The following is a 13,125-nucleotide window of genomic DNA, read 5'->3' as shown; positions in this document are numbered from 1 at the left end:
TCAGAGCAGGCCGCTGGGCACGCTGAGCACATCCAGGTGCAGGCGCGCGCTGTTGCTCAGCTCGCCATCTTCGCCGCACACCGCTGAGCCTGAGCGACCACGTGTCTTGACTCGGTAGAGCATCTCGTCGGCCGCCTTGTACAGCGCGGTAAAGGTACCTGCGTGCTGTGGGTACAGCGCGACGCCAATGCTGATGGTCACGGTCAGCCGTTCTGCACCGTACATCACCGGCTTGGCCAGCTCGGCGAGCAAACGATTAGCGATTTCCCGGGCGTGCTCTTCGGCATCGGCGCCCCCTACCAACACGGCAAACTCGTCGCCGCCCAGACGTGCCACGGTATCTCCGGCGCGAACATGCTCGCGCAGGCGCTGGGCGATCTGTTGCAGCATCAGGTCGCCGGCATCGTGGCCGTGTTTGTCGTTGATCGGTTTGAAGTGGTCGAGGTCGATCAATAGCAGGGCCAGTGCTTCACTGTGACGGCGCGCATTGGCCAGGGCGGTTTCACAGCGCTCCACCAGGTAGCGGCGGTTTGGTAGCTCGGTCAGGGGATCGTGAAACGCCGCGTGTTGCAGTGCTTGTTCACGTTGGCGCAGGCGTTCATTAGTGGCGGCCAGTTCTGCGGTGCGCAGGTCAACCGAATGTTGCAGTTCGGCGGCGTTGGCCTGGGCTTGGGTCAGGCGTGCAGTTTTTTCGCGGTCGGCCTGCTGGAGGGCGTCAGCTTTCTCCTGCTTAAGAATCTGGATGCGATAGGCCAGCGCGAAGGAGAACAGAATCGCTTCGGCCGCCACCGCCAGTGGGAACAGGTAAGCGGTGGACTCGCCTGGCTGTACCACGCCAGCGGCGCGCAGCACCAGAATCACAAAGCTCAGCAGCACGCTGCCGTAGCCCAGCAGGTAGAACAGCGCCGGGGTAAAGCCCTGTTTCCAGCGGATGGCCGCGCTGAACAGTAGGGTGGGCACGGTAACAATCGGAATCAGCCCGATCAGTAGGCCCGTTTCACTGCGATAACCGGCCAGGTTGACCGCCAGGGCCAGCAGGTACACGGCGATACAGCCGTTGAGGATGTGATGGGCAATGCGCAGGGTGGTGCGGGTGGATAGCAGCGCCTGGGCAAAACGCAGGATGCCGAGGCTAACCAGAATGGGCAGGGTGATGCGGTCCAGCCAAGCCGGTACTGGGCCGTCCGGCCAGAGGTACTGAAAACCATGACCGCTCATGCTGGCGATAAAGATCAATGACGCCGCCATGGTCAGCACATACCAGAGGTAGGTCGGGTCGCGTAGGGCCAGCAGGATAAACAGGTTGTAAAGCAGCAGGGCGAGGATCACCCCGTAGATCAGACCGAGCACCAGATGTTCGCGCTTGGCCAGTTGTTCGAGGTCGTGCAGCTGCCAGATACGCAGCGGGAAGGAGTTTCCTGCCGGGTCGTACGTACGCAGGTAAATAGTCTGTGGCTGTTCGTCAAGGACTGGCAGGCGGAACACGGCGCGGCGGTAGTCATGGTCGCGGCCTTCGGCAAAACCGACGCGCTCACCGGCCTGGCGCAGCTGCCATTGGCCCGTGGTGCTGGGAAGGAAGATTTGCAGGTCGAGCAGGGTGACCGCGCCGACTTCCAGCCACCACTGTTCGGGCGCGTCACTGGCGCGTTTCAGGCTGAGTTTGATCCACCAGGGGTTGCTGCTCTGACCAACGCTGGTGCGCCCGGCGGCGGGTTGAAAGCGGCTTTGCACGGCGGCGTCGGCCATGTCGGCAATGCTCAGTTGGCCGTCGACATCCTCCAGCAGTTCGATCTGGCCGTTGAGCACGCTGCCACTGCTGGAGGTGCTCAGCTGCACCGTGCTGGCAACGCTCGGACCGCTAAACAGGCTCAGCAGTAGAAGAATGGATAGGGTGAGGCGCTGCACTGCGGACTTCCTGGTGTCGAGTGGCGGTTGCGCGAGTATAGGCGCAGCGGCGTGATCGTTCACAGAAGTTGCCGGCACGTCGTTGGTTGGGTGTATGGCTGGGCTGCGCGAGGTGATCTCGACCGTTTAGCCGTCAGCTCAAACCGCTGGGTACGTTGAGCACGTCCAGTTGCAGGCGTGCACTGCTGCTCAGTTCGCCATCTTCTCCGCACACCGCTGAACCCGAGCGACCACGGCCCTTGACCTTGTAGAGCATTTCATCCGCCGCCTTGTACAGCGTGGTGAAATTGCTGGCGTGGCGCGGATACAGCGCCACACCGATGCTGATGGTCACGGTCAGCCGATCCGCGCCATAGGCCACCGGTTTGGCCAGTTCATCCAGCAAACGGCGAGCGATTTCGCGGGCGTGCTGTTCGGCATCTTCGCCGCAGATCAGCACCGCAAACTCATCACCGCCCAGGCGGGCAACGGCATCTCCCGAGCGCACATGCTCGCGTAGACGCTGGGCGATGGTTTGCAGCATCAGGTCGCCGGCATCGTGGCCATATTTGTCGTTGATCGGCTTGAAATGGTCGAGGTCAATCAGCAGCAGGGCGGTGGCTTCATTGTGCCGCCGCGCATTGGCCAGCGCGGCCTCGCAGCGCTCGACCAGAAAACGCCGGTTGGGCAGCTCGGTTAGCGGGTCGTGGAAGGCGGCGTGCTGCAGTTCGCTTTCGCGCTGCAGTAACCGTTCATTGGTGGCGGCAAGCTCAGCCGTGCGCTGCTCTACCGAGTGCTTGAGCTCTGCGGCATTGGCTTGCGCCTGGGCCAATCGTGCTGTTTTCTCGCGGTCGGCCTGTTGCAGGGCTTCGGCTTTTTCCAGCTTGAGCATCTGAATGCGATAAGCCAGCGCAAAGGAGAACAGAATGGTTTCGGCGGCAACTGAAATCGGGAACAGGTAGGCGGTGAAATTACTCGGCTCAATCAAGCCTGCTGCACGCATGACCAGCACCACGGTACTGGCCAGTACTGCACCGTAACCGAGCAGGTAAAAGCGCGAAGGGATAAACCCCTGGTAGCAGCGGATACCAGCACTGAGTAAAGCCATCGGTACGGTGACAATAGGGGTCAGGGCAATCATCAGTGCGCCTTCTGCTCGGTAGCCAAAGGCATTGATCACGATGGCGGTCACATACAGTGCGCAGCCAGCATTCAGCAGGCGGTGGGGCCAGGCGAGGCCGCGTTTGGTGTAGAGCAGCTCCTGGGTGAAGCGCATCACGAAGATGCCCCATAGGGCGGGCAATGTGATGCGATCCAGCCAGAACGGCACGGCGTTGTCTGGCCAAAGGTACTGAGCGCCATGTCCGGTCATGCTGAGGATAAAAACCAGCACGCAAGCGGTCGCCATTACGTACCAGAAATAAGCGCGGTCGCGCAGGGCAACCAAAATGAACAGGTTGTACAGCAGTAGGGCGAGGATCACCCCGTAGATCAGACCAAAACCAATGTTCTCGTTGCCCGCTAGCTGCGCCAGGTCAGGCAGCTGCCAGATTTTCAGTGGGAAAGAGTTCCCTGCCGGATCCAGGCTGCGGAAGTAGAGGGTCAGCGGTTGCTCGCCGATTTCTGGCAGTTGGAACACCATGCGTCGGTAGGCGTAGTCGCGGCCGTCCAGATAAGGCACCGCCTCACCGGTTTCTCGAACCGTCCAGCCGCCTTGGCCATTTGGCAGATAAAGCTGCAGGTTGAAAATGGTGATGCCGGCATTTTCCAGCCACCACTGTGTCGGGGCATCGGCGGTGCGTCGCAACGTGACCTTGATCCACCACGGGTTGCGGCTCTGGCCGACTGTGGCGCGTCCATTGGCGGGTGTGAAGCGATTTTGAACGGTGGGGTCGGCCATGTCGGCGATGGTCAGTTGCCCGCTTGTATCTTCGAGCAGTTCGATCTGATCATTCAGCGAGGCGCCACTGCTTGTCGGCGTCAGTTCGATAGCGGCGTGCGCCAAGGCGCTAGCAAGTGCCAGGCTCAGCGTGAGGACGATCGAGAAGGCTAAGCGTTGCACTGCATTGACCCCTATCCCGGCTGGTTGCGACCGATGTTATTCGCTGGAGTATAGCCGTAAGCCACTACCGTAAAGCTACAACTTCAATGGGCTGTTTCGGGCGTTAAACCTAGCGTCTAAGTCGGATTTGGTTAAATTTTGTGCTATATTCCGCGCCCGCGATTTTCTATCCCTGTTCTCCACCGCCGGTCACTTTCATGTCCATGCAAACCGCCAAGCCGTTATTCGATTATCCAAAATACTGGGCCGAGTGTTTCGGGCCTGCGCCTTTCCTGCCAATGAGCCGGGAAGAGATGGATCAGCTTGGCTGGGACAGCTGCGACATCATCATCGTCACCGGTGACGCGTATGTGGATCACCCATCGTTTGGTATGGCGATTATCGGTCGGCTGCTGGAGTCGCAAGGCTTTCGTGTAGGCATCATCGCCCAGCCAAACTGGCAGTCGAAAGACGACTTTATGAAGCTCGGCGAGCCGAACCTGTTCTTTGGCGTCGCGGCCGGCAACATGGACTCGATGATCAACCGCTACACCGCCGACAAAAAAATCCGTTCCGACGATGCCTACACCCCCGGCGGCATGGCCGGCAAACGCCCGGACCGCGCCAGCCTGGTGTACAGCCAGCGCTGCAAAGAAGCCTACAAGAACGTGCCGATCGTGCTCGGCGGTATCGAAGCCTCCCTGCGCCGTATCGCCCACTACGACTACTGGCAGGACCGCGTGCGCAACTCGATCCTGATCGACGCCAGCGCCGATATTCTGCTGTACGGCAATGCCGAGCGCGCCATCGTCGAAGTGGCCCAGCGCCTGTCCTACGGTCACAAGATCGAAGACATCACCGACGTGCGCGGCACCGCGTTTATCCGTCGTGATACGCCGCAGGGCTGGTATGAGGTGGACTCCACCCGTATTGATCGGCCGGGCAAGATCGACAAGATCATCAACCCGTACGTGAACACTCAGGACACCGAAGCCTGCGCCATCGAGCAGAGCAAGGCGCCGCTGGAAGACCCGAATGAGCCGAAGGTCGTGCAGCTGCTCGCCAGCCCGCGCATGACCCGCGACAAGACGGTGATTCGCCTGCCGTCCATGGAAAAGGTGCGCAACGACCCGGTGTTGTACGCCCACGCCAACCGCGTGCTGCACCTGGAAACCAACCCGGGTAACGCCCGCGCGCTGGTGCAGAAGCATGGCGAAGTGGATGTGTGGTTCAACCCGCCACCCATCCCGATGACCACCGAAGAGATGGATTACGTTTTCGGCATGCCCTATGCGCGCGTTCCGCACCCGGCGTACGGCAAGGAAAAAATCCCGGCCTACGACATGATTCGTTTCTCGGTAAACATCATGCGTGGCTGCTTCGGCGGCTGCACCTTCTGCTCCATTACTGAGCACGAAGGCCGGATCATCCAGAACCGTTCGGAAGAGTCGATCATTCGCGAGATCGAAGAGATCCGTGACAAGGTGCCTGGCTTTACTGGGGTTATTTCCGACCTCGGCGGGCCGACCGCGAACATGTACCGCATTGCCTGCAAGAGCCCGGAAATAGAATCCGCCTGCCGCAAGCCATCGTGCGTGTTCCCTGGCATCTGCCCGAACCTGAACACCGATCACTCGGCCTTGATTCAGCTATATCGCAGCGCCCGCGCGTTGCCTGGCGTGAAGAAGATTCTGATTGCCTCGGGTCTGCGTTACGACCTGGCAGTAGAGTCGCCGGAGTATGTGAAGGAGCTGGTCACCCACCACGTCGGTGGTTACCTGAAGATCGCCCCGGAGCACACCGAGGAAGGTCCGCTGAATCAGATGATGAAGCCGGGCATTGGCAGCTATGACAAGTTCAAGCGCATGTTCGAGAAGTACTCGAAAGAGGCGGGCAAAGAGCAGTACCTGATCCCGTACTTTATCGCCGCGCACCCGGGCACCACCGACGAAGACATGATGAATCTGGCCCTGTGGCTCAAGGGCAACGGCTTCCGTGCCGACCAGGTGCAGGCCTTCTACCCGTCGCCGATGGCCACCGCCACGGCTATGTATCACTCGGGCAAGAACCCGCTGCGCAAGGTCAGCTACAAGAGCGACGGCGTGACCATCGTCAAGAGCGAGGAGCAGCGTCGCCTGCACAAGGCCTTCCTGCGCTATCACGACCCGAAAGGCTGGCCGATGCTGCGTGAAGCGCTGACCCGCATGGGCCGCGCCGATCTGATCGGGCCGGGCAAGAATCAGCTGATCCCGCTGCATCAACCCGCCACTGACAGCTACCAGAGCGCGCGCCGCAAGAATTCGACGCCGGCCGGTAGCCACAAAGTCGCCAAAGACACCACCAAGAGCAAGCCAATGCTGACCCAGTACACAGGCTTACCGCCGCGTGACACCGGCGCAGCAGGTGGCAACCCTTGGGACAAGCGCGAGCAGGCCAAAGCTGCCGCGCAGGCGCGTAATCAGCAGGCGGCCAAGGAGCGTGCCGATGCTGCCAAGGGTAAAGGCAAGAAACCGGTGAAGAAGCCGGCCGTGCCGCGCTGATTCTGCAGCAATAAAAAACGCCAGCTTCGAGCTGGCGTTTTTTATGGTGGCCGGGCGCCTTGCGGCATTTGATCAGCCGTAGCGCTTCTGCGCTTCGATGGCCAGGCCGCTGCCGATGCTGCCGAAGGTATTGCCTTCCACATGCTGGGCATTGGGCAGCATGGCTGCGACGCTCTGGCGCAGCGCCGGAATGCCGCTGGAACCGCCGGTGAAGAACACCGTATCCACTTGCTCGACACTGACGCCGGCATCGCTCAGCAGCTGGGTGACACTGGCGCGCACGCGCTCCAGCAGCGGCTCGATGGCATCCTCAAACAGCGTGCGGGTCAGCTCGGCGACCAGGCCGTCTTCCAGGCGGCTGAGGTCTATGGGGCGCGCATCCTGCTCCGTCAGGGCGATCTTGCTTTCCTCGACCTGCATGGCCAGCCAGTGGCCGTCACGGCGCTCGATCAGCTGGAACAGCCGGTCGATACCGGTAGGGTCGACGATGTCGTAGCGCATGCTCTGCAGCTGGCGCTGCGACTGTGCCGAGTACACCGCGTTGATGGTGTGCCAGGTTGCCAGGTTGAGGTGGGTGCTGGTGGGCATCGGCGCATCGCTCTTCATCCGGCTGCCGTAGCCAAACAGTGGCATCACCCCAGCCAGCGACAGCTGCTTGTCGAAGTCGGTACCGCCGATGTGCACGCCGCCGGTGGCGAGGATGTCGTTGTGGCGATCAGCCACTGCGCGACGTTCGGGCGCCAGGCGTACCAGGGAGAAGTCCGAGGTACCACCGCCGATGTCGACGATCAGTACCAGCTCTTCGCGGCTGATGCCCGACTCGTAGTCGAAGGCTGCGGCGATGGGCTCGTACTGGAACGACACGTCCTTGAAACCGAGCTTGTGCGCCACGGCCACCAGGGTGTTCTGTGCTTCCAGGTCGGCCACCGGGTCATCGTCGACGAAGAACACTGGGCGGCCCAGCACCACTTCTTCAAAGGGACGGCCGGCAGTGGCCTCGGCGCGGTTTTTCAGCTCACCGATAAAAAAACCGAGCAGGTCTTTAAACGGCAGGGCGCTGCCCAGCACGGTGGTTTCGCTTTTTAGCAGCTTGCTGCCCAAGAGGCTTTTCAGCGAGCGCATCAGGCGGCCTTCGTAGCCTTCCAGGTATTCCTGCAGGGCCAGGCGGCCATAGACCGGGCGGCGCTCTTCGAGGTTGAAGAACACCACTGAGGGCAGGGTGATCTTGCCGTCTTCCAGTGGGATCAGGGTTTCGGCGTCGGGGCGCAGCCAGCCGACGGTGGAGTTGGAGGTGCCGAAGTCGATGCCGCAGGCGCGGGCGGGTGTAGAGAGAGTCATGCGGCGCGCTGTTCCTGAATAAGTACCGGGAGGTTTCTGGGCATCCTGTCGCGAAGCCGGCGAGTGGCTGTTGTGCAGACGTGCCGCAAAAACGGCCGCGCATTCTATGCGAGTGCGCGGCGCAATGCTGCCCCCGGTTATCCGGTGTGTGCGACTCAGGGCAAGGGCGGGTTGTCAGGGGTATTGCGGCGGCTCTGCCACTGCGACCACTCAAAGCCCAGTACCACCAGCAACGACAGGGCGAACGGCAGCAGCAGGTAGAAGCAGCGGAACACAATCAGTGCCGCAAGCACGTCAGCGGCGGGCAACTCTGGCATCGCCGCAAGGAAGGTCACTTCCAGTACGCCCAGGCCGCCAGGGGCGTGAGACAGCAGTGCCAGGGAGAACGAGGCGAGGAATACGCCGAATACCACCAGATAGCCAGGATTGTGCTCAGCCGGCAGGGCGAAGTAGATGATCGCTGCCGCACAGGCTAGCTCCAGCGGTCCGGCCAGCAGCTGGCGGCCGACAATCCCCAGGCGCGGGTATTCGAGATGCAGCTTGCCCCAGTGCCAGGGCTTGAAGTGCCGCCAGGAGCCGAGCACATAGAGCGCAACCAACAGCAGCAGGAGCACGCCGATAATCTCGGAGACCAGCGGTGTGACCTTGGCCACGCGGTGGATCAGATCCGGCTCTAGCACCAGTACGCAGCCGCTGGCGAGGATGGTGCCGAGTACGAAGGTGAAGGAGCAGAAGACGATCAGGATGCCGATTTCCTGCGGCGTCATGCCTTTGCTGCGGTAAGCGCGATAACGCACCAGGGCACCGGAGAACACTGAGGCGCCGATGTTGTGGGCCAGCGCATAGGTGGTGAAGGAGCACAGGCTGATAAAACGCCAGGAAATCTTTTTGCCCAGGTGAGCCAGGGCGATGCGATCGTACCAGGCCAGGGCGCTGTAGGCGCCCAGAGTGGCCGCGGCGGCTAGCAGCCAATCCAGGCGCGGGATGGCGCGCAGGCTATCGGCAATTTCATCGAGGGAAATGGTGCGCACTTGGTGATAGAGCAAGTAGCACGACAGCAGCACGGCGCTTAGCCCCACTAGGGTCCAGGCCAGATCGCTCCTTTTCATTACGGATGCCGCTCCACTCAGATCACTCCTTCGCACGGTGACGGTCTTCGCACACGCCCGTGCGAAGGCTGCGCAGTATCACGGAGGCATGGCCGATGCTCAACCTCAGAGTTGCCGTTGGCGTTACGGCGTGTGTCGTGCTGGGGGAGGGTCAGCCCCAACCGAGGGTCAGGGCTACCAATACAGCATAGCGGGCGGTTTTTGCCAGACCGACGATCAGCAGGAAAACCCACAGGCGTTCGCGCATCACCCCTGCCACCAGGGTCAGCGGGTCACCGATGATCGGTACCCAGCTCAGCAGCAGTGACCAGCGGCCATAACGGGCATAGCCGCGCTGCGCTTGCTGCAAGCGCGCCTCACTGACCGGGAACCAGGACTTATGTCGAAAGTGCTCAAGGTACCGGCCCAGCAACCAGTTGAGCAGCGCGCCGAGAATGTTCCCGGCGCTCGCTACCGCCAGCAGTACCCAGGGTGAATAGGTGCCGCTGAGCAACAACGCTACCAGTACGCTTTCCGATTGCAGTGGCAGCAGTGTGGCGGCGCCCAGGGCCGAAATAAACAGGCCCAGGTAGGCAGAGAACGTCAGCATCCCGGGTGCGCCGGATTGCCTGGCTTAAGGCTGTTTTTCCTGCTCGGCATTGGCCATCACGTCTTCCAGCTTGAGGCCGGTCAGCCCGTGAATGGTGCGCCACAGGTAATAGAAGATGGCCATCAGCATGATCATCGAGGGGATCGCGATCATCGGGTAGCTAAGCAGGTTCATCCGCCCCAGTTCGGCGTTGAAGGCTTCGCTGCCGGCCGGGCTGATGACGATCCACTTGGCCAGCACGTAGTTCATGGCCGAGGAAAAGAAGAAGGTGCCGCTCAGCCAGTAGGTCGCTCTGAGTAGACGCGTTTCGAACAGCGCGGTATTACCGGCCTGCTCCAGGCGCTCATGGATCTTGTCGACGTTGAGCACGGTCTTGTTGAACAGCATGGTACGAATCAACGGGAAGCGGGTGCGCGTCGAGACCAGCACGGCAATACCGATGATGCCGGGGATCGCCGCTTCCTTGATCGCCAGCCACTGGTTGTCCAGCTTGAGCAGGCCGATGCCGCCAGTCAGCAGCACGCTGACCAGCCCGAGTAGGGCGATAAAGTTGAATTTGCGGTACTTGATCAGCTCGAAGCTGCCCCAGCCCAGCGGGAAGGCCAGCGCCAGCATCAGCGCGCCATCAGCGCCCAGTCGGCTCTCGCCGCTCAGCTTCATCAGGATCAGGGAAGGAATCAGGATGCTGACCAGCAGATCGATCAGCGGGCGGGGTTTGTGCGTGGCCTGAGTGCTGTGCGTGGTATCGGTCATGTCATTCAAGGTGTAGGAGAGAGGCGCGATCATCGCCTGCTTGAGCGGCCGCTACCAGCCCAGCCGTCGCCTGGAGTGTGAAAAAGTGTGAGGCCGGGGGCTGCCGTTCAGTTTTTGACGGGCCGTGACCGCTCTGCGCCCGGCGAGGCTAACTGCTTGATGCTAATTTGCTAGTACTGGCTCTAGATCAGTCCGGCAGTGGCACACGGGTGCTTGTTGGTCTCGTTTTTGGGAGTGATCGCCATGCATTGCCGAGGCTTGTGGAAACCGCTGGTGGCGTTATGCGTGCTGTTGAGTGGTTGGGCCTCCTCGGCGATGGCATGCGTGGGAGTGGTGACCGCCAGCTTCACGCCCTACTGGAGCCAGGTGGAAGCGGGGGCGCGGCAGGCCGGGGCCGAGAATCGGCTGGAAGTGCTTGTTCGTGGGCCCACCCATGAAGGCAGCGTGGAGACCCAGTTGGAAATGATTGACTGGGTACTGGCGCGCGGTTGCCGAACGCTGGTCATCGCACCCAGCGGTTAGGAGATCACGCGGCGGGTTAATCAGCTGTCAGCCAGCGGAATAACCACTATTTTTTTTGACCGCGACATGCCAGGTAGCGTGGCGCGCGGCCTCGTCGCGACCGATAACTACCGTGCCGGTGAGCAGGCTGGGCAATACCTGGTACGTGCTCTGGGTGGTCGGGGCACCGTCGCGCTATTGCGTTTGCGCCCCGACGTGACGTCGACCACCGAGCGCGAGCGTGGCTTTCGCCACGCCGCAGAAGCTGGGGGCTTGCAGGTGCTGCTGGATGTCTATGTAGGCGAAGACAGGCAGTTGGCTGTGCAGGCGCTGCAAGGGCAGGTCGATCTGCTGGATGGGCTGTTTACGCCGAACAGCACGAGCTCCCGTGCGGTATTGGCTGCGCTGAGGCGTTTGGGTAAAACCGGGCAGCTGCTGCATGTGGGCTTCGATGGCGACCCGTTATTAATCGAGGCGTTGCGGTCGGGGGAAATTCACAGCCTGTATATCCAGCAGGCCCATCTGCTGGGCTTCCGTGCCGTGCAGTTAGCCGCACGTGCTGCGCGTGGCGAGTTGCCGGCGGAGCGTGTGGTGGTCGCCCCTGGACGCTGAGCGAATTGACCAGGGCAACTTGGCGCAGTGGGAGCAAACGCAGTTGCAGAACACGCTCTCCGGCCAGCCTTAAGCGGTTTTGTGAGGCCGCGAACTGGCTGTGATGTCGTGGCCTGCATATCATGAACCGGGTCTTGTCCTCGTTTGTCCGAGGTATTGCCATGCGGCTTATGTCCCTGCTTGGTGCTCTGTTGCTGCTCATCGGTTACTCCAGTCTGGCGCTGGCGGCGAAGTTGCAGCTGTATACCGAGGAATACCGCCCGCTGAGCTATTTCGACGATGGCAAGCTCACCGGCATGGCGGTTGAAGTCGTCGAGCAACTGATCCAGCGCACTGGGGCCTCTGCAAGCATCCAAGTGGTGCCCTGGACTCGGGGTTACCATCAGGTGCAGCGTGAGGCCAATACCGGTCTGTTCTCAATCGTCCGCACCGCACGACGAGAGTCCCTGTTCCAGTGGGTTGGCCCGATAGCCCTTGGGCATACCAGCTTTTATGCCCGGCGTGGTGCCGGGCTGAATGTTCGCTCGCTCAAAGATGTCGAGCGCTTCAGTACCGTTGCGGTTCCCAAGCAGTGGTACTCCTACGAGTACCTCAGTGATAAGGGGTTAAAAAACCTCTACGCGGTGCCGACGCCGCAGCACATGACCAAGATGTTCAAGCATGGCCGTATCGAATTGCTGGTGGCCAGCAGCCTGGCGTTGGATGACATGCTGGCGGAGCAGGGCATGAGCGCCCGGGATGTGGAGCTGCAATTCACCCTGATGGGTACTAACTCCTACATCGCTTTTTCCAAAAATACCGACCCAGCGTTGGTGCAGCGTTGGCAGCAGGCGCTGGATCAATTGACCCGTGATGGCGGCCTGCTGCGCATCCATCGGCGTTGGTTTTCTGACCCTAACAGCATGCCGGTACTGGCCCCGGCGCCTTGACGCAATTCGTTGGCACTGAGCTAGTCTGATTGCAGTGCCCGGAGATTCCATCTTGCTGAAACGATGTTGCCTGCTCAGTATCTGGCTGATGTGCTGCTTGTCCGGTTCGCTTCGTGCTGAGTTGCAGCTGCTGACCGAGGAAGCACCACCCACCAGCTTCAGCCAGAATGGCGAGCTGCATGGTTTGGCGGTGGAAGTGGTGCGTGAGCTCATCAGGCGAACGGGCGATGAGGCGCGTATCCAGTTGCTGCCTTGGACGCGTGCCTACCACCTGGCCCAGCAGCAGGCCGATACAGCGATTTTCTCCACCGTGCGCACCCCTGAACGGGAGGCCAAGTTTCAATGGGTGGGGCCCTTGTTGATCGGTACCACCAGTTTCTACTCGTTGAAGTCACGCAATCTGCAGTTCGATAACCTGCAGCAGGCGGCCGACAGTGGCCCTCTGGCTGTGCCGAAGCAGTGGTACACCTATGAGACGTTGGCGGCGCGAGGGTTCACGAACCTCTATGGGGTGACCAGTTCGAAGAGCATGGTGACCATGCTCAAACATGGCCGTGTGCAATTGATTGCCACCGAAGACCTGACGCTGGACGCTGAGCTGGCGCGCGGTGGGTTGCGCGCCGACCAAGTGCAAGCGCACCTGCCGTTTATGCGCTCGGCCTACTACATCGCCTTTTCCCCGCAAACGGATGCCGCTGTCGTGCAGCGCTGGCGTCGTGCACTGGATGGCATGCATCAGGATGGCAGTTTCACTGAGATTTTTCGCCGTTGGATGCCACACGCCCAACCGCCCACTGCGACTGAATAGTCCAGTACCTCTAGATCGCCC

General features: G+C 61.2%; 11 protein-coding genes. 5 read left to right on the top strand and 6 right to left on the bottom strand.

Translation table 11 applies throughout. The features are described 5' to 3' along the window. Positions 1-1,875 (bottom strand): diguanylate cyclase, encoded by a 1,875-nt coding sequence (locus HBN63_RS10950; protein ID WP_178093258.1) that lies wholly within the window; start codon positions 1,873-1,875, stop codon positions 1-3. A gap of 163 nt (positions 1,876-2,038) precedes the next feature. After that, on the bottom strand, positions 2,039-3,946 hold the full coding sequence (locus tag HBN63_RS10945) for a diguanylate cyclase (RefSeq protein WP_170049432.1): 1,908 nt from the start codon (positions 3,944-3,946) through the stop codon (positions 2,039-2,041). A gap of 203 nt (positions 3,947-4,149) precedes the next feature. Between HBN63_RS10945 and HBN63_RS10940 the strand changes: the two genes are divergently transcribed. Next, positions 4,150-6,465, top strand: coding sequence for a YgiQ family radical SAM protein (locus HBN63_RS10940; protein WP_170049510.1), 2,316 nt, complete (start codon positions 4,150-4,152; stop codon positions 6,463-6,465). 72 nt (positions 6,466-6,537) lie between these two features. Here the strand turns inward: HBN63_RS10940 and HBN63_RS10935 are convergent, their stop codons facing one another. The 4 genes from HBN63_RS10935 to HBN63_RS10920 form a co-directional block, all read right to left on the bottom strand. Beyond that, the gene (locus HBN63_RS10935; RefSeq protein ID WP_170049431.1) at positions 6,538-7,803 is read right to left on the bottom strand and encodes an Hsp70 family protein; all 1,266 of its coding nucleotides are present in this window, start codon (positions 7,801-7,803) and stop codon (positions 6,538-6,540) included. Positions 7,804-7,958: 155 nt separating this feature from the next. After that, the gene (locus HBN63_RS10930; protein WP_170049430.1) at positions 7,959-8,912 is read right to left on the bottom strand and encodes a YbhN family protein; all 954 of its coding nucleotides are present in this window, start codon (positions 8,910-8,912) and stop codon (positions 7,959-7,961) included. A gap of 151 nt (positions 8,913-9,063) precedes the next feature. After that, positions 9,064-9,501 (bottom strand): YqaA family protein, encoded by a 438-nt coding sequence (locus tag HBN63_RS10925; protein ID WP_170049429.1) that lies wholly within the window; start codon positions 9,499-9,501, stop codon positions 9,064-9,066. A gap of 24 nt (positions 9,502-9,525) precedes the next feature. Continuing rightward, a complete protein-coding gene (locus tag HBN63_RS10920) occupies positions 9,526-10,254 on the bottom strand; it encodes a VC0807 family protein (RefSeq protein WP_090251281.1) in 729 nt (242 codons plus the stop codon). A gap of 243 nt (positions 10,255-10,497) precedes the next feature. On the opposite strand from HBN63_RS10920, the gene HBN63_RS21875 reads away from it, so the two are divergent. From HBN63_RS21875 to HBN63_RS10905, 4 genes are all read left to right on the top strand, one after another. Then, positions 10,498-10,776 carry a hypothetical protein gene (locus HBN63_RS21875; RefSeq protein WP_262498936.1) on the top strand — a complete coding sequence of 93 codons (279 nt, stop codon included), beginning with the start codon at positions 10,498-10,500 and terminating at the stop codon, positions 10,774-10,776. 3 nt (positions 10,777-10,779) lie between these two features. Then, positions 10,780-11,367 carry a substrate-binding domain-containing protein gene (locus HBN63_RS10915; protein WP_345940481.1) on the top strand — a complete coding sequence of 196 codons (588 nt, stop codon included), beginning with the start codon at positions 10,780-10,782 and terminating at the stop codon, positions 11,365-11,367. Between the two features lie 161 nt (positions 11,368-11,528). Beyond that, on the top strand, positions 11,529-12,296 hold the full coding sequence (locus tag HBN63_RS10910) for a transporter substrate-binding domain-containing protein (RefSeq protein ID WP_090249620.1): 768 nt from the start codon (positions 11,529-11,531) through the stop codon (positions 12,294-12,296). Between the two features lie 88 nt (positions 12,297-12,384). Then, a complete protein-coding gene (locus HBN63_RS10905) occupies positions 12,385-13,104 on the top strand; it encodes a transporter substrate-binding domain-containing protein (protein WP_170049509.1) in 720 nt (239 codons plus the stop codon). The last annotated feature ends 21 nt before the right edge of the window (positions 13,105-13,125 follow it).

Source organism: Pseudomonas sp. WS 5011 (assembly GCF_012985775.1).
GTDB lineage: Bacteria > Pseudomonadota > Gammaproteobacteria > Pseudomonadales > Pseudomonadaceae > Aquipseudomonas > Aquipseudomonas peli.
This window is presented reverse-complemented; position numbering and strand designations above follow the sequence as displayed.